A 16839-nucleotide genomic window follows, 5' to 3' on the forward strand; every position below is an offset into this window, starting at 1 on the left:
TCCTGATTTTTAATTTTTGCCAAAGTATTTGGAATAATATCATCTACTATCTAATATTTTTCCAGAGATTAATTAACAAGTGTGAACAAAATCTACTAAGTATTAGGTTTATTGCCAAATATAGCAACCCTAAAAAAGTAAATAAAAAAACTGAAACTCTTTCCAGTTAAGTGTTCCCTCCATACCTGTTCCCTTGTTTTGCAGATTCTGTTGGCAAACAGATGAGATTATCATTCTGAATATAGATTAAACCTTGCTGACGTAACTTACCCATAAGACGAGTCACAGTTACACGGGTAGAACCGATGGCACTTCCAATTTGAGCGTGAGTCAAAGGCCAAGGTAAATAATAACCGCTGACTACTTCTGGGTTATCTTGCTTAATCCAAGACTCCCCGTATTCTTCAATTAATAGTGTGATAAATCCAAATAAGCGATCGATAGTACGACGTTGCCCCAGGGTACTCAACCACAAAAGTTTCCTTTGATGTTGATAGCGAAAAGCGTCTAGAACTTCTCTGCGGAAGTGAGGCCAGTTATCGAGGTCATGCCAATACATCCAAAGTACAGTTGTTTGATCTGCGTGAGCATAAGCTTGTAGTGTAAATGGTGACTGAGTTATTAGTTCAAATGGTTGACCAGCACCAACGAATCCCAGAAAAGCTTGGTCTGAAGTTGGACTTATTTTTGACTTGTTAGCTCTATTGCGACTAGCATTAATGTGGGCATTACCTACTAGGCGAATAGCTCCTTTTTGGATGAGATACAGCAAACCTGGGCGAGCCGGAATACGTTCATCTTTGGTAAAAGTTCTGCTACGATAGTGTTCTTCTGCCCAATCTATAATCAGTTGCCAAGTTAAAAATGGCCTGTTTCTCAGTGCTGCAGTGTCAGTAGGTTGTATATTTAGCGACATTTCTGGAATGTCTGGATGTGATGATAATTGCATAATTACTCTCTTTTGGTTATTTCAGTTATCAGTTAGCCTCCTATGGGAGGAACTGGACAATTCAGTTAGCCTCCTGGGTCGGAACTTCGTTATCAGTACCTTTGGCTGTTTGCGCAGCATTCCCCAGGAAATCCAGAGGTTTGAAATACTGAAGTTTATTTTTTTCATTCCCTTGAAAAGGGAGGCTTTAGACCCTATTTTTCGGTAAAAGTTGGACTTGGGTTAAAATCAATTTAGTCAGGAGAATAGGATCGGATATTAATCTATTTGTCTATTTGCTTATACCAATTTTACCCTTAGTATTAGTGTAGCAAAAAACACATCTATTTCTCAATGGGGTGGTGACAATTTTAATAAAATTATCATCTTAGTGCATACTTTTATCCTTATTACCAAAAAATGAGGTATAAAGCCTCCCCTGGTTCGGGGATGAAAAAATATTTAACTCAGTATTTCAAGCCTCCTAGTCTAGTCGGAGGTTCACTCTCTACTGATAACTGAAATGACCAAAAGCTCTAAGTTCATACTGGGAACAATTGTAATGGTTGTAACAAAATTATCATTTCAGTGCATAATTTTATGCTTATTGCAGGGAACACTTAACTGGGAACCGGGAAAAGTTGTTCAAGTGTTTCCGCTTTCTAAGATTCATCATCAGTTGATGTCCTAACCGCCTTTGGGGTTGCTATATTCCCAAAAGCTGTAAGTTCATATTAAGGAAAATTGTAATGTTTGTAACAAAATTATCATTTCAGTGCATAATTTTATGCTTATTGCAAAAAGCTGTAAGATCATGTCCGGTAGCATCGGTATTGTATAGAGAAGGCAAGGAAGAAGCTTTAAGAGAAGAAAAAACTTTATATGGCGATAGATATTTCTCCAACTTTTACACAAACAATACCAACAGACATGACATAATTCCCATTAAGCAGATTAGAGATGTTGGAGGAGTTACATACAAGTCGGCGATCGCTCTCAAGTTAGCTTCGGTTTGGCAGCAACCAGCAATAAATATTGCTACTGAGTTAGCTAAGTATTGTCAAGAAATAATTAATACAGAAGGAAAGAAAAATGTAGTAGATTTCCGGATGGAAGTAATTGCATCTGGTATAATTTACGTTAAAATAACAAATTCGAGTATAGCTAACTGGTTAAGTAATTTAACATCTGTTTCCCTGAAGAGCGATCGCTCAAAGTTTCTGGTAGATATTAATCTTCAATCTGATGAAACTATAAACAGGACTTACGCAGAAACGGGGTTTCTGAAAGAAATTTCATCGTTTGAGCAACAAGCTCATGGCAATAAACCGGGTTTCTTGGTTGGTTTGTCTAAGTCCCGTGTAAATTTGTTTCCTATTCAATATAGTCATGCTCGTTGTTGTTCCCTATTACGGATGGGAGAAAGGGATGGTTTAATTACTTTGATGCTAACAACTCCAGAAAACTATAGTCAATATTGGTTGATTCAAACTCCTAAAGCTATACCCTGGCAAAAAATTAATGGAGAATTACAATTTTTACATCATGCTGAATATGAACTCATTGCTGAAATCGCTTCTACTCTAGATTGTATCTATTGTGTTTCCATCACTAAAAAATCTATAAACTGGGTAAAAGTAGCTAATTCTTTGAGTAACGCTTTTCAAACATTTTACCGTCAGTGTCGTATATGGGGTGAAGTTAAAGTAGAAACCCCAGAGTTAGCAAAAGCTAGATTAGGTTTAGTGTTGGTAACTCAATCTCTCCTTAGATTTTTATTAGAAGAAAAGTTAGATACTGAAGCACCTTTAGAACTGTAATATCATGTCGGGTTGAATAATACTTGAGAGGAATCCGGTTACAAGTGTATATGTTCATAATTTTATCTACACTTCAATCTCCCCATCTCCCCATCTCCCCATCCCACCATCTCTTGGTGCGCATTCCTGGTAGGGAGTAGGCAGTAGCAAAAAAGGGAATAGTATCCAGAAACCCGGTTTCTAGGTCTCTGTTAGTCAGAATTTGTGTAAGTCCTGCTTTTGCAGAAAACCAACGTTATCAACGACTTCTAGCAATGTGCGCACTTAATATTGACAAATTGCAGGAGCTGTCCAATAGATAAAAGCCTTATATCATCGGGCATTCATTCTCCCTGTTCCCACCTTCTGTGTTCCCTGTTTCCTGCGTGCAGCGCTATATTTGGCAAAGTCTCGAACTTGGCAAAATGTCTGGATTAACAGCAGCAGAACTTTTAGAGATCTCCAGAAATAAAAAATAGAATCAATTATTTAGGACTTACGCAGAACAATGTGTTTCTGTCATTGCTCGCGAGGCGCGTTTGCGAAGCAGTCCGTCAGGATAGCAATCTCAAATGACCAAAACTCGTTACCAATGCGTAAGTCCTGTTATTATTAGGACTTACCCAGAGACGCTACATATAGAGTTCAAAACTATTGTGCAATAGTTTTTTTGACTCTACACATAGTACCTTTGCCTAAGTCCTGATTATCTATAAATCATCAATTACTACCCCCTCCATACCTATTCCCTCCATACCTGTTTCCTCTTTTCCGGAGATGTCTTTTGCATATTAAAATTGAAGAATTAGGGTTGCGTCGTCAAGAAGCTGAGGTTTATGCTGTTAAATAAAAAAACTAAAGGAACAATTCTTGATGCTACTGCAATTATTGATTTTCGCTGGCTAAATGAGTGGGAGTGGTTACAAAAATATTATATAGCAACGGACAAGGGGATGAAGACATGAACTGATGATGAATCAAATACCACGGCAAGACTGTTCCCACCTTCTGTGTTCCCAGTTCCCTGGCTAAATGAGTGAGAGTGGTTACAAAAATATTATATAGCAACGGACAAGGGGATGAAGACATGAACTGATGATGAATCAAAAACCACGGAAAGACTTTTCCAACTGTTCCCTGTTCCCTGTTAAGTGTTCCCTGTTTTCGAGGTGCTAGTGGTGATGGTATGGAAGAGCGATCGCTTTCTGGGAAATAGACAGCGATCGCTCTTGGATATTAATGATTATAGTTCCCTGTTATCTGAATTTGAACTATGGGAATCATTACTATAATCAATCATTACCAAAAAATGAAGGTATAAAGCCTCCCCTGGTTCGGGAATGAAAAAATATTTAACACGGTTCCCGATAAATCAGTATTTCCAGCCTCAGACTTTAGTCTGAGGTTCACTGATAACTGTTAACTGATAACCGATCGCTGAAATGACCATGACTTACCCAGAACCCTATGGCGCATTACCCACATTGAGCCACATTAACAGTAAAAGTATTAGTCACTGTTTGACCGTTTGATACAGCACTCACGGTAATCTGAGCCGTACCAAGCTGATTCTCTAGATAGTCAAGGATCAGATTGTTTCCTTTTATTGTTGCACTTAGTAAACCAGGGTTGGTGTTTGTTGGTGCTAAAAAGGTGATGATGCTGTCGGGATCGGGATCGGTAAACAATGAGTATAAATCAATTTTTTGGTTAGGGGAATTCTTATAGACATTGATATCATCTATGGGATTTGGTACTAGGATATCTTCTACTGAAGCCACATTAATAGCAAAAGTATCGCTCAAAAATAGACCATTTGACTCTGCTACAACCATAATCTCAGCCTTACCAAACTGATTATCTAGAAAGTCGAGAGTGAGATTGTTTCCTTCTATTGTCTCACTTACTAAACCAGGGTTGTTGTTTGTTTGTATAAAGGTGAAAGGGTTGTCGATATCAATAAATACTGAGGATAAATCAATTATTTGGTTAGGGGCGTCCTCATCGACATTGACATCAGGTATTTCACCACGCTTGAATGCTAGATCGTCTATTGGAGCAACATTGACAGTAAAAGTATCAGTCACTGTTTTACCTTTTGACTTTGCTACAACGCTAATCTTAGCCGTACCAAATTTATTATCTAGAAAATCGAGGGTGAGATTGTTTTCTTCTATTGTCGCACTTACTAAACCAGGGTTGTTGTTTGTTGGTATAAAGGTGAGGGTGCTGTCAATATCAGTAAACACTGAGGATAAATCTATTGTTTGGTTAGGAGCATCCTCATCAACATTTATATCAAGTATCGGATTAAGTCTGATGGGTGGATCGTCTACTGAAACCACCTTCACAGTAAAAGTATCGGTTTTTGTTTCACCGTTTGACTCTGCACTCACACTAATCTCAGCCTTACCATGCTGATTATCTAAATAGTCTAGGATGAGATTGTTTCCTTTTATTGTTGCATTTACTAGATCGGGGTTGTCGTTTATTGGTGTAGCAAAGGTGATGATGCTGTCGGGATCGGCATCAGTAAATACTGAGAATAAATCAATTGTTTGGTTAGGAGCATCCTCATATACATTTTTGTTACCTATGGGATTGGATATTACTAGGGGGTCTTCTACTGAAGCCACATTAACAGCAAAAGTATCGGTAACAAACTTACCATCATTAGCAGCAGTTGCTTTCACCCTAATATTAGTAGTACCAAATTTGTCATCTAAAAAGTCTAAGGTAAGTATGTCGCCATTAATGCTCGGATTAACCAGGTCTGTGTTAGTGTTCTTAGTGACTTTGTATATAAGCTCGCTGTCAGCATCAGTAAAATACTTAGATAGATCTATTTCTTCGTTGGCAGCATCTTCATTTACCTCGATATCCTCAATAGGTTTAACAACTGTTGGCACTCGATCTGTCTGCAAACTCAACTCATATTCAGTTTTTGCCTTACCAACTGGAATAACACGAGCATAATAAGTACCAGGGTTTAATTCCTTAGTAATAGATTCTTGTGTTTTTCCAAGATTTTCGGACTGGTCTAGAATTGTATCCCCATCTCCATCTAACAACTCTAAATTTGCATTCCGGTTCAGTTTATCCAAAGTTAGATTAACTTCTGCAGACTCAGTTAATTCAAAACTGAAATAATCAACTAAATCTCGAATAGTTCCCTTGGTAAAGCCGACATCGTTATTCTCATCTATGGTGAATTTCTGGTTGAGATTTCCCAACTCTTTTGCTGTTGCTGGAGTAGGGTAGTCATCCTTATTTTCATCGGCGCTTATTTCCAAATTGTATTTGGTCTTACCTGCACCGTTACCTCCAGGAGAAACTCGGACATAATAAGTGCCTGGTTCCAAAATTTCGTCAATAGTTTCGCTTTTCTGCTTAGAATTGTCAGATGTACCTAATAATGATGTATTATCCTCAGCAAGTAATTCTAATTTACCATTACCGGTTAACCCATCTAAAGTAATATTGACTTCGCTTTCTTTGGTCAAAGTAAAATTATAGTAATCCTGAAAATCCTTGACACTACCGATAGTAAAGCCAACCTGGTCAGATATGGTTACTGGGTCTTCACCTAGCACCACTTCTAGATCGTTACCAGGAGGATTATCATCACCATCATCTGTAGGAATGCCTGACAAACTCAGGGAATATTTTGTCTTATTGCTACCTACTTTCTTAACGCGAGTGTAGTATACTCCTGGCTCAAGAACTTGATTAATTTCCTCAGCAACTTTACCTTTATTACTGGATTCATACAATAAAGTAGTACCATCACTGTCGTATAATTCCAGGTCAGCATTCTGACTCAACCCATCCAGTTGTATCGTTAAGTCAGTTTCTTCCGTCAGCTCAAACTTGGAGTAGTCGTTAGCGTCTATAAAACCACCCTTTGTGAAGCCAATATTATCAGTTTTTTTAATCTCGTCCTCTCCTAGCTTACCTAGATCTTGACCAGGAACTTGACCATCTAGGTCTTTAGGATCGGTAGCATTGATGCTGAGATTGTACTTGGTGCGAGCACTACCAAAAGGTTTAACTAAAATATGATAATCGCCAGGCTCCAATATACTGGTAATTTCATCTAATGCTTTGCTCTTCTGACTAGAACTAAATAATAGATTACCCAGATAGTCCTGTAATTCTAAGTCAGCATTTTGGTTGAGACCGTCAAGAGTAATGTTTACTTCTTTATCGTTTTCCAAGGTAAACTGGTAGTAATCTCTTTGGTCTCGCTGACCATACTCTTGGAAGCCAATTTTATCTGTAAAATTTTCTGGCTCTTCTCCAACTTCAATCTTTTGAGCTAAATCGATGGTTCCATCAGGATCATAGATTCTGTCTGAATCAACACTTAACCGATATTCAGTCTTAGCAGTTCCCTGGGGTTCTACTTGCAGGTAATAAGTACCCGCTTCTAATACCTGGTCTATTTCTTCTTTCTTTTTGCCTTTTTCTCGGGACTGGTTGATAATTGTTTCCCCATCCTCATCAAACAGTGTGATATTGGCATTAGCTGTCAAACTGTCCAACACAACATTGACATGGTTTAACTCTTCAGTGAGAGTAAATTGATAGAAGTCACTAATATCTCTGATACCTTTTTCCCGAAAACCTATCTCGCCGTAGATCGACTGTTCTTTCTTACCTAACTCTCCTAAGTCAGTTGCTCCACTTGGTTCCGGATCGAGGTCTTCGAGTATTTCCTCAGCACTAATAGTCAGATCATAGTCAGTTTTAGCATTACCTTGAGGGTAAACTCGCAAGTAATAAGTACCTTTCTCTAAGTCTGCTTCAATATTTTCTGCCTTCTTACCTGTTTCTGTGGACTCAGATAAAACAAACTTACCATCTGTATCCCGTAATTCTAGATTGGCATTATCTGTGAGGCTATCTACTAATATACTGACCTCGTTTTCTTCCCCTGTTAGGGTGAATTTGTAGTAGTCATTTTTGTCTGTAGTCCCACCAGACGTAGTACCAATATCGTCACTGTAGGTAATTGGAGCATCTCCCACTTCGCCTAAGTCGAAGGCTGTTTTCACATTATTCCCTGGGTCTTCACTTTTAGCCTTTCTGAGAACTATACTGGGTTCTTCTTTTGTTAAACCAGTAAGAATATCGGCATTATCATCGGTAGTATCTGGCTCTTCACTTTGAGTTTCATCAACTAAAGTTGTCAGCGGTGACTCGATAGGTTCCTCTAATAAAGGGGAGAGGTTTTCCACATCCGATTGAATACCACTGATGGGTATTTGTGTCAAGTCGGACTGTTCGTTTTCTATTGAAATTAAGGAGTTATTTTCTGACCCTGATTCTAGGAAGTTCATTGTTTATTTGAGAAAAATTTAGTATTGTAAACTATTTGGTCAAATGAACACCCAATTTTAAGGATGTCCTCTTAGAGAGCGATCGCTACAAAACCACTCTTTATTTTTAGCGGCATCATAGTATTCTCTGTAGTTCCTGGCAAAGTTGTTTGCATTCGGGATGGATAATAACACACCTATTAGGAAAAGTCACCTTTTTGTAAAGATTTAAAATTTTTTCCCTGGTAAATTAGTCATTTTAATTATTTACCGGAAAAAGTGCATAATTTTTGACTCGAAAAAACGATATATATTAATTACCTTTTTTTCTGTGAAACAACTGCATAATTATTTACCGGAAAAAGTGCATAATTTTTGACTCGAAAAAACGATATATATTAATTACCTTTTTTATCTGAAAACACTACATAGTTTTTGACTTCAAAAATCCGAGGTGTCCCAAACCAACTTTTTTTTCACAGAGACCATTTTTTAGTCATCAGCAGCAATGTCTATCTATAAAAAAGATGGGCATCCCTCAAAAAGCATCTTTGCCAAACCTGGCAAATTATAGTTACAGCAGTTTCCAAAGTTATAGCAATCGAAGCAAAGGTTAGAACGCATCAAAAGTCTAAAACCCAGACAAAGCAAAATTTTTACTTCTGCCTTCTGCCCTCTCTCTGCCCTCTGCCTTCTGCTATATGAGGTACACTTTCGCGGGCTTTCCGGCCTCCACTACAATATTTTGAGCATTTACCCTGTAGATCCCTTGCCCGAAATCTGCTGTAAGTTGCAGCCTGTTGAAGTTTGTAATAAACTGACATTTGTGCAATTTATATTTTTTACAGTTATATCAAGGGGAGCATTCAATGAGTGATTTGGAATACAACTTCAGTTATCCTGGCCCATCTCTGGAGTCAGCTTGGTCTACCACTAAAGATGCCCTGATGAACTTTGCTACTAACCCGAATTTCTTGAGAAATCTGGAGACTGCTTTTGGCAGCGACCTTGACTTGGAGAAGGCGACTGAGTTAGCTACTGTCTGGGGAACAGGAGATTTTAGGGGTTTACCTGAGATTGAGGTTCGCTCTAACAGTGAGATGAATGGGGCGATGGGTGCTTTTTCAACAGAAACTAATACGATCTATTTTTCCCAGGAATATTTAAGTGGGAATGCTGATAATGCTGAGGTAGTTGCTGCTGTCTGGTTGGAGGAAATCGGTCATTTTGTTGATTCGATTGTTAATAGTCAGGATGCTGTCGGAGATGAAGGAGATATTTTTTCCCGGTTACTACGGGGGGATGTGTTGAGTGGGTTGGAGTTGGAGTTTTTGCAGAGTCAGGATGATAGTGCGGTTGTTATTTTGGATGGAGTTGAAATAGCGATCGAGATGAATACCTTGTCTGGGGATGGAGCAACTATTGAAGGAGCGATCGCTGTTCCTTTTGAAGAAGATAAGTTTACTTTTACGGGTAAAGCAGGAGATATTATCACTCTGGGTGCAGACAACCGTTTGGGTGGACGTTTAAGTATAACACTACTAAATCCTGACGGTTCTGAATTGGAATCAACATACTTCTACAGCTCAAATCCAGAAATTAGTCGCATTCGGTTACCCAGTAATGGTACTTACACTGTCATAGTTGATGGCTATGATTCAGATATAGGTGACTACACCTTGGGTTTATCTAACTTAAGCCAAGATTCTACTACCAAATTATCTGGAGATGGAGCTACAGTGAATGGTAAAATCGACTTTATATTTGACGAAGATATTTTTAGTTTTGAAGGTAAAGCAGGAGAAATTATTACTTTGGGTGCAGACAAGCGCTTCGATGGAGGTTTAAGTATAACACTGCTAAATCCTGACGGTTCTGAATTGGAATCAACAACGTCTTTCTACAGCTCAAATCCAAAAATTAGTCGCATTCGGTTACCCAGTAATGGTACTTACACTGTCATAGTTGATGGCTATAATTTAGATATAGGTGACTACACCTTGGGTTTATCTAACTTAAGCCAAGATTCTACTACCAAATTATCTGGAGATGGAGCTACAGTCAATGGTAAAATCGACTTTATATTTGACGAAGATACTTTTAGTTTTGAAGGTAAAGCAGGAGATATTATCACTCTGGGTGCAGACAAGCGCTTCGATGGAGGTTTAAGTTTAACACTGCTAAATCCTGACGGTTCTGAATTGGAATCAACATACTTCTACAGCTCAAATCCAGAAATTAGTCGCATCCAGTTACCTAGTAATGGTACTTATACTGTCATCGTCGATGGTGAAGATTTAGATACAGGTAAGTACATATTGGGTTTATCTAACTTAAGGCAAGATTCTGCGACTCCTATACTAGAAGATAAAGCCACAATTAATAGTAGTATCGACTTTATCTTTGATGAAGACATTTTTACTTTTGAAGGCAAAACTAAAGATGTTATTACCCTGGAAGCAGACAACCGTTTGGGTGGACGTTTAAGGTTAACAGTGCTATATCCTGACGGTTCTGAATTCAAATCAACATCTTTCACTAGCTTAGATCCAGAAATTAGTAATGTTCAGTTACCTGGCAATGGTACTTACACCGTAATAGTTGATGGTGAGTATTTAGATATAGGAGAATACAGTTTAAGTGCATTTGGTTTATCTAATCAAGACCCCACTGGAACCAACAAAGCAGATAATCTCCAAGGCAACCGTGTTGACAATAAAATTAACGGCCAAGGTGGTAACGATACAATTAGCGGTGGAGAAGGTAACGACGAGTTAAACGGTGATGTCGGAAACGATAGTCTAGATGGAGGTAGAGGTAGCGATCGCCTTATCGGTGGTGACGGTAACGATATCCTTGATGGTGGTGAGGATGCCGATACCTTAAATGGTGGTTTAGGTAATGATATCTATATCATAGATAACAGCAAAGACAAAATCCAAGAAAAAAGTAACAGCGGAACGGACACTATACAAGCATCTATTAGTATCAATCTCAAAGACTTCAAGAATGTTGAAAACATCGTCCTCACTGGTAGCAAACCCCTTAAAGGTATTGGTGGCCAAGGTAAAAACCAGATCGATGGCAACCGAAGTCAAAACCAAATTGATGGTCAAGCAGGCAACGACACCATCAATAGCGGTGGCGGTAATGACAACATCCTCGGTGGCTCAGGCCATGATATCGTCAACGGTGGTACTGGTAACGACGTTATCAACGGTGGTGCAGGTAACGATACGTTAAATGGTGGTAGTGGCAACGATAACTTGATCGGTGGCAGTGGCAGAGACGAACTTATAGGTAGAACAGGCAACGATCGCCTCACTGGAAATTCTGGCAACGACACCTTAACTGGTGGCGGTGGCAAAGACCGCTTTATCTACGACAGCGAACGACGTTTTCGCACAGGAGACTTCGGTGTAGATACAATTACAGATTTTATTGTAGGTCAAGACCACATCGTTCTCGACAAAACTACTTTCACCAGTCTCGATAGCAGAGCAGGCAACCGCCTGTCCGCTAAAGATTTCGCCATTCTTAAAGACAATGCCGACGCAGCTACCAGCAGCGCCGAAATTGTATACAACTCCAGCACTGGAGACCTATTTTACAACGCCAACGGCGATGTCGCTGGTTTTGGCAGTGGCGGCAAATTTGCCATTTTAACCAACGAACCAGCTCTCAGTCGTACCGATTTTATCTTACAGAATTAGAGTATAGAGATTGCTTCGGGGGAGGAAATGCTCTTGAAAAAAAACTTACAGCAATGCATGAGGATGTTGAGGTACACTTAAATATCTTTGTAGCACAGCCTTCGTTTGCTGTAACAACCTGGAAGGTTATGTTACCAGAATTACTAAACAGAAAATAAAATTTTGTACCTCACGCGCCTCCGAAACTGATGTAGCTTTCAGCGACCCCCTCGCAATGACGGGAGGAAATACGAATTAGCGATCGCGCCAGCAGTGCGGAGCATTATCGCTCCTCTCCCAAACCAACTAGATTTGACGAGCGATGATCGCAATACTAAAAAAATCCCCAGATCAAAGACGGCCATCCACCCGCTCATAATCATCTACTAAGAATAGTTGTTGTCAAGAGGCAGTTACTCTTTTCCCAAACCAGCTAGATTTGAGCAGCGATCGCTAGTCAACTAACACAACTTCACTCACCAGCAAATTGTCAAACTCTATTGTAGAGGCTAAGGCTAATCCGAAAATTCTTTTCAGAAATCAACCGCTCCAAGATTGGCTTAATTTCTAAAATCAAACCTTTTCTCTTCCCTTCCTGCAATACAGCTAACAACCCACTTATTTTATTCACTCCCAACTCCAAAGCTACTTTTCTTCCCCTACTCTTCCCCTACGCTCATCTAGCAGTAACAAATCTGCATCCAGTTCCAAAGCTAAAATGACTGCCTCTGCTGTTCCCATACTCCCTGGCGATTTTCAACTTTCCGATTTTCAATCCAATCTAAATAAAGTTTGAACCTCAACCGTACCCGACACTTCATATCTTAGAGAAGCCATTTCATCATAAACTCCTTGAGGAATAATGACGCGATCGTAAAGTTGCTCCAGAAGTTCCAAAGCTCCGACTGCTGAGAAATTAGTAATGAGTGAAGTATCGCTGACAACTATCATAACCTACCCATTTCCTGTAAAGTTTTAATGTCCTCCTCAAACTCTTCAACATCATAATGGATGCAAATACCGCCTTTGGCAATTTCCCGCTGAAACTCTAACAAATTAATTCCAGCCCATCCACAAGCTTTACCAATACTAATTCTATCTTGTTGAAATAACATAATAGCAATTTCCAACTTTAATTGTGATTCAGACATTCGAGCCGATTTCAGCACGTCATCAGGAATAACTACACTCATTTTTTTACCTCCTTTTAATAGGTTTAGGATAAAGTTTTATAGCATCTTGGATATTAGTCATTGCCTCCTCAATAGTTTCTCTTTCACTAATACAACCAGGAAGTGAAGGAACATAAACCGTATATCCACCTTCCTCAATTGGTTCTAATACAACTTTATATATTTATAGTTATATTCGTTAACTGACTTATTGATTTGAGCACGAAAATTAAGGAATAGTGCTTTCTCTAAAAACGTCTTCTTCAAACTCTTCAACATCATAATAAACATCTCCGGAGAAGAGGGAACACTTAACTGGGAACAGAGAATGGGGAAGATTAATTGATGATTTATGGATAATAATTGATGATATTTTTGATTTTTGGAGATGTCTAATGGATAGAAATACCGCATTTGGCAATTTCCTGTTTAGACTCTAACAAATTAATTACAGCCCAACGACGCGCTCTACCAATACTAATTCTATCTTTTTGTAGCACGGTCTTTAAAAATATGAGCTTTTCTTTCCTTCTTGAATAATAAAACTATATCAAAATACTAAGGATTTAATCATGATTTTTGCTCATTTTTTTTTGAGGAAGTTTTGATATTATGAAGAATTTAATCTCTGCTATAAAATTGCTAATGCTTGATAAGTTTACCGAAAGTAAAGCTTCTTTAGCTAACCATAATCCAGGGAAATATTGACTAAAAATAATACTTTTTTATTGACTTTAAAATTAATATATTTTCCTTTTTTTAGCCTAAATTAATCAATTTATATGTCATACAATCGCCGAATTAAAGATTTTTGAAATTGATTATTTTGATAGGTTTTTAATTTTTGATGTAAATCAATAGATGGGATACTGGCGGCAATTTCTACAATTAATTCTGGCGCAACTTCTACACAGCCATCTTCACTAATTTTTGATTGACCATCCACAGTAATTATCAGTAAAACATCCGCTTTAGGTTCATTTTATCCATCAAGACGTACTGTACAATTATTCTCTAGTTGAAGATTAGGAGTAGAGGCTTTATAGAAACCAAGTCATGTTATAATTGAACCCCATGGTTCTCCATGTTGATTAATTCTTAAAGGTGATGCTATATAAACAATTCCTACAATTAGTTCAACTTTTTTAAGATGAGGCATCTGTTCATAACGCCTTTCAAATTCAATACAAGTAAGTTTATCACCATTTTCCAAGGGTGGAATTTTTGTTGATATTAAGGTGCTTTGAGACATAGAATTTTTTTAAATTTAGGAGTTTATTGATTGCATTTTACAAAAAAATAAAGCTAGTTTACTCAATATTATCTTGAGGAATTAGTAACTCAGGAAGTAAACATCATAACCCTTCTATAATTCCTTATTTTGAATTTTTGACTAACTGATGTTTTATTCCATGATTATACCAAAGCAGTTAACGATTATTTTGAAAAATTTACACCAGTTTTTATTTGAGCATAAATTAAGTAGAAACGTTTTATGAAACGTCTCTACAAAATTATGGTTTTGATTGTTTGGTTGATCTGTTTAAAAATTACTATGACTCTGGTTTTTTAATGATCATCTAAACCACAGTCACTACAGTTTCTTCACACTGACTTTCCAACATCAAACCATACTCCAAACCTTCAACAACTGCTTGATAAGAAGCATCCAAAATATTATTAGAAACTCCCACAGTCGTCCACCGTTGTTGACCATTACTCGATTCTATTAATACCCTGGTTTTCGCAGAAGTACCCGCTTTACCATCCAAAATTCTCACCTTATAATCTGTTAAATAAAAATTAGCGATCGCTGGATAAAAATTTTCCAATGCTTTCCTTAAAGCAGCATCCAAAGCGGAAACCGGACCATTGCCTTCCGCTGCTTCCAGAATATCTTGACCGTTAACAGCAACCTTCACCGTTGCCAGAGAATTAGAAATTTTAGCACTCTCTTTATCCAAATGCACTTGAAAACCCTTAATTTCAAAGAAATGCTCCCGTTGCTCCAAAGCGGTTCGCATCAATAATTCAAAACTTGCTTCTGCACCCTCAAATTGATATCCCTCATTTTCCAACTCTTTTAACTTATCCAAAATTTCCCGACAAGCAGGATTTTGCCGATCTAGCTCAATACCGAAAGTTTGTGCTTTTGCTAACACATTACTTAAACCTGCTTGGTCAGAAATCACGATGCGACGACCATTTCCTACCTGTTGCGGTTGAATATGTTCATAGGTTAGAGGATTACGTTGTACTGCCGATACATGAATACCACCTTTATGAGCAAAAGCAGATAAACCCACAAATGGTGCATGATCGTCAGGAGCAAGATTAACTATTTCACTGATATAGCGACTCGTCTGAGTCAGTTTTTCTAATTCTTGAGGTTGAATGCAGTCATAACCCAACTTAATTTGCAAATTAGGAATTAAAGTACAAAGGTCAGCATTACCACAACGTTCCCCATAACCATTAATAGTTCCCTGTACCATCAACGCTCCTTCCATTACTGCTGACAACGCATTAGCAACAGCAGTACCGGAATCATTGTGAGTGTGAATGCCTAACTTGGCATTGGGTAACGCTTGAGTAACATCGGCGACTATTTGAGTAACTTCGTGAGGAAGAGTGCCACCGTTAGTATCGCAGAGAACTAACCATTCTGCTCCACTATTGTTGGCAGCAACTAAAGTTTGTAAAGCGTAGTCGGGATTATTTTTGTAACCATCAAACCAATGTTCGGCATCGTAAATAACCTGACGACCTTGACTGCGGAGAAAAGAGATTGTATCTGAAATCATTGCTAGATTTTCTTCGAGAGTAGTTTTCAACCCTTCGGTAACGTGCAAATCCCAAGATTTACCAAAAATTGTCACCCACCGTGTACCCGCAGACAAAATAGGTTGGAGAGTTTTGTCAGATGCTGCCTCTTTTCCCGGACGACGGGTAGAACAAAATGCTACCACTTCTGCTTGAGTCAGGGGTTGCTCTTTGAGATGCCAGAAAAATTGTACGTCTTTAGGATTTGCTCCAGGCCAACCCCCTTCGATAAAGGGAATGCCTAAAGTGTCAAGTTGGTGAGCGATGCGTAGTTTATCTTCGAGGGATAGGGAGAGTCCTTCTCGTTGTGCACCGTCACGCAGAGTTGTGTCGTAAATCCAGATTTTTTTCATTATTAATTAGGTGTTAGATAGTAATATCAAGTCCGTTAGTATAGGCATAATTCTCTGGTTGTAAGGGTTTGGTCTCCAATTTATCGGGAACCGTACCCTCTACAAACTAGGAGTTTGAGCCAATAATGGTAGAACCTTATTATACAATTTATCGGGAACCGTAGCAAATAGTTATTGTCTCTTTCTTTCCTGTTCTCAAAAAACCAGATTGTTCAACACTTACACCAAGATACTATATATAATATAAAGTTTCAAAACTATTCCACAACAGTTTCAACCATCATATTTATAGTTATTGTCTCTTTCTTTCCTGTTCTCAAAAAACCAGATTGTTCAACACTTACAGCAAGATACTATATATAATATAAAGTTTCAAAACTATTCCACAATAGTTTCAACCATCATATCTATACTTATTGTCTCTTTCTTTCCTGTTCTCAAAAAACCAGATTGTTCAACACTTACAGCAAGATACTATATACAATATAAAGTTTCAAAACTATTCCACAACAGTTTCAACCATCATATCTATACTTATTGTCTCTTTCTTTCCTGTTCTCAAAAAACCAGATTGTTCAACACTTACAGCAAGATACTATATATAGTCATTCTGAATAAGAGTGATACAATATAAAGAGTAAAATATAAATCATTTTAAATAATGTCTTACAGTCTAGATTTACGAACAAGAGTCATTGATTATATAGAAAACGGAGGAAGTATTTTATCGGCCTCCAGAATCTATAAAGTG

General features: G+C 38.1%; 13 protein-coding genes. 4 read left to right on the plus strand and 9 right to left on the minus strand.

All coding sequences use genetic code 11. The annotated features are described in order from the left end of the window. Positions 1 to 166 precede the first annotated feature (166 nt). Positions 167 to 949: a Crp/Fnr family transcriptional regulator gene (locus VKJ25_RS11495; RefSeq protein ID WP_483143742.1), complete on the minus strand. Its 783-nt coding sequence runs from the start codon at positions 947 to 949 to the stop codon at positions 167 to 169. A 728-nt stretch (positions 950 to 1677) separates the two neighbouring features. Between VKJ25_RS11495 and VKJ25_RS11500 the strand changes: the two genes are divergently transcribed. Both VKJ25_RS11500 and VKJ25_RS11505 read left to right on the plus strand, forming a co-directional pair. After that, positions 1678 to 2748: a DALR anticodon-binding domain-containing protein gene (locus VKJ25_RS11500; protein ID WP_324236771.1), complete on the plus strand. Its 1071-nt coding sequence runs from the start codon at positions 1678 to 1680 to the stop codon at positions 2746 to 2748. An 815-nt stretch (positions 2749 to 3563) separates the two neighbouring features. Further along, entirely contained in the window at positions 3564 to 3692 is a 129-nt protein-coding gene (locus VKJ25_RS11505) for a hypothetical protein (protein ID WP_324236772.1), read from the plus strand. A 510-nt stretch (positions 3693 to 4202) separates the two neighbouring features. Here VKJ25_RS11505 and VKJ25_RS11510 read toward each other — a convergent pair. After that, a complete protein-coding gene (locus tag VKJ25_RS11510) occupies positions 4203 to 8069 on the minus strand; it encodes a PPC domain-containing protein (protein WP_324236773.1) in 3867 nt (1288 codons plus the stop codon). An 848-nt stretch (positions 8070 to 8917) separates the two neighbouring features. Between VKJ25_RS11510 and VKJ25_RS11515 the strand changes: the two genes are divergently transcribed. Further along, positions 8918 to 11761 carry a calcium-binding protein gene (locus VKJ25_RS11515; protein WP_324236774.1) on the plus strand — a complete coding sequence of 948 codons (2844 nt, stop codon included), beginning with the start codon at positions 8918 to 8920 and terminating at the stop codon, positions 11759 to 11761. 469 nt (positions 11762 to 12230) lie between these two features. On the opposite strand, the gene VKJ25_RS11520 is transcribed toward VKJ25_RS11515, so the two are convergent. The 7 genes from VKJ25_RS11520 to cimA form a co-directional block, all read right to left on the minus strand. Next, a complete protein-coding gene (locus tag VKJ25_RS11520; protein ID WP_324236775.1) occupies positions 12231 to 12371 on the minus strand; it encodes a DUF3368 domain-containing protein in 141 nt (46 codons plus the stop codon). A gap of 140 nt (positions 12372 to 12511) precedes the next feature. Further along, entirely contained in the window at positions 12512 to 12691 is a 180-nt protein-coding gene (locus tag VKJ25_RS11525) for a PIN domain-containing protein (RefSeq protein ID WP_324236776.1), read from the minus strand. Then, positions 12688 to 12933 (minus strand): UPF0175 family protein, encoded by a 246-nt coding sequence (locus VKJ25_RS11530; protein ID WP_324236777.1) that lies wholly within the window; start codon positions 12931 to 12933, stop codon positions 12688 to 12690. The genes VKJ25_RS11525 and VKJ25_RS11530 overlap by 4 nt, the downstream gene beginning before the upstream one ends. A 4-nt stretch (positions 12934 to 12937) precedes the next feature. Then, the gene (locus tag VKJ25_RS11535; RefSeq protein ID WP_324236782.1) at positions 12938 to 13096 is read right to left on the minus strand and encodes a type II toxin-antitoxin system HicB family antitoxin; all 159 of its coding nucleotides are present in this window, start codon (positions 13094 to 13096) and stop codon (positions 12938 to 12940) included. A 594-nt stretch (positions 13097 to 13690) separates the two neighbouring features. Further along, positions 13691 to 13858, minus strand: coding sequence for a hypothetical protein (locus VKJ25_RS11540; protein WP_324236778.1), 168 nt, complete (start codon positions 13856 to 13858; stop codon positions 13691 to 13693). A 108-nt stretch (positions 13859 to 13966) separates the two neighbouring features. Next, on the minus strand, positions 13967 to 14164 hold the full coding sequence (locus VKJ25_RS11545; RefSeq protein WP_324236779.1) for a hypothetical protein: 198 nt from the start codon (positions 14162 to 14164) through the stop codon (positions 13967 to 13969). A gap of 328 nt (positions 14165 to 14492) precedes the next feature. Beyond that, positions 14493 to 16088 (minus strand): citramalate synthase, encoded by a 1596-nt coding sequence (gene cimA, locus VKJ25_RS11550; protein WP_324236780.1) that lies wholly within the window; start codon positions 16086 to 16088, stop codon positions 14493 to 14495. A gap of 661 nt (positions 16089 to 16749) precedes the next feature. Here cimA and VKJ25_RS11555 point away from each other — a divergent pair. Continuing rightward, positions 16750 to 16839, plus strand: a 90-nt coding sequence (locus VKJ25_RS11555; protein ID WP_324236783.1) for an IS630 transposase-related protein, incomplete at its 3' end; no start/stop codon positions are given.

Origin of the sequence: Okeania sp. (genome assembly GCF_035285525.1) — a bacterium.
Lineage (GTDB): Bacteria > Cyanobacteriota > Cyanobacteriia > Cyanobacteriales > Microcoleaceae > Trichodesmium.

What these genes read in the sequence shown, in the direction of transcription:
- VKJ25_RS11510 (WP_324236773.1), bottom strand. Translation starts at nt 8,069, where the DNA reads ATGAACTTCCTAGAATCAGGGTCAGAAAATAACTCCTTAATTTCAATA.
- VKJ25_RS11530 (WP_324236777.1), bottom strand. Translation starts at nt 12,933, where the DNA reads ATGAGTGTAGTTATTCCTGATGACGTGCTGAAATCGGCTCGAATGTCT.
- VKJ25_RS11495 (WP_483143742.1), bottom strand. Translation starts at nt 949, where the DNA reads ATGCAATTATCATCACATCCAGACATTCCAGAAATGTCGCTAAATATA.
- VKJ25_RS11525 (WP_324236776.1), bottom strand. Translation starts at nt 12,691, where the DNA reads ATGATAGTTGTCAGCGATACTTCACTCATTACTAATTTCTCAGCAGTC.
- VKJ25_RS11515 (WP_324236774.1), top strand. Translation starts at nt 8,918, where the DNA reads ATGAGTGATTTGGAATACAACTTCAGTTATCCTGGCCCATCTCTGGAG.
- VKJ25_RS11500 (WP_324236771.1), top strand. Translation starts at nt 1,678, where the DNA reads ATGTTTGTAACAAAATTATCATTTCAGTGCATAATTTTATGCTTATTG.
- cimA (WP_324236780.1), bottom strand. Translation starts at nt 16,088, where the DNA reads ATGAAAAAAATCTGGATTTACGACACAACTCTGCGTGACGGTGCACAA.
- VKJ25_RS11545 (WP_324236779.1), bottom strand. Translation starts at nt 14,164, where the DNA reads ATGTCTCAAAGCACCTTAATATCAACAAAAATTCCACCCTTGGAAAAT.
- VKJ25_RS11505 (WP_324236772.1), top strand. Translation starts at nt 3,564, where the DNA reads ATGCTGTTAAATAAAAAAACTAAAGGAACAATTCTTGATGCTACTGCA.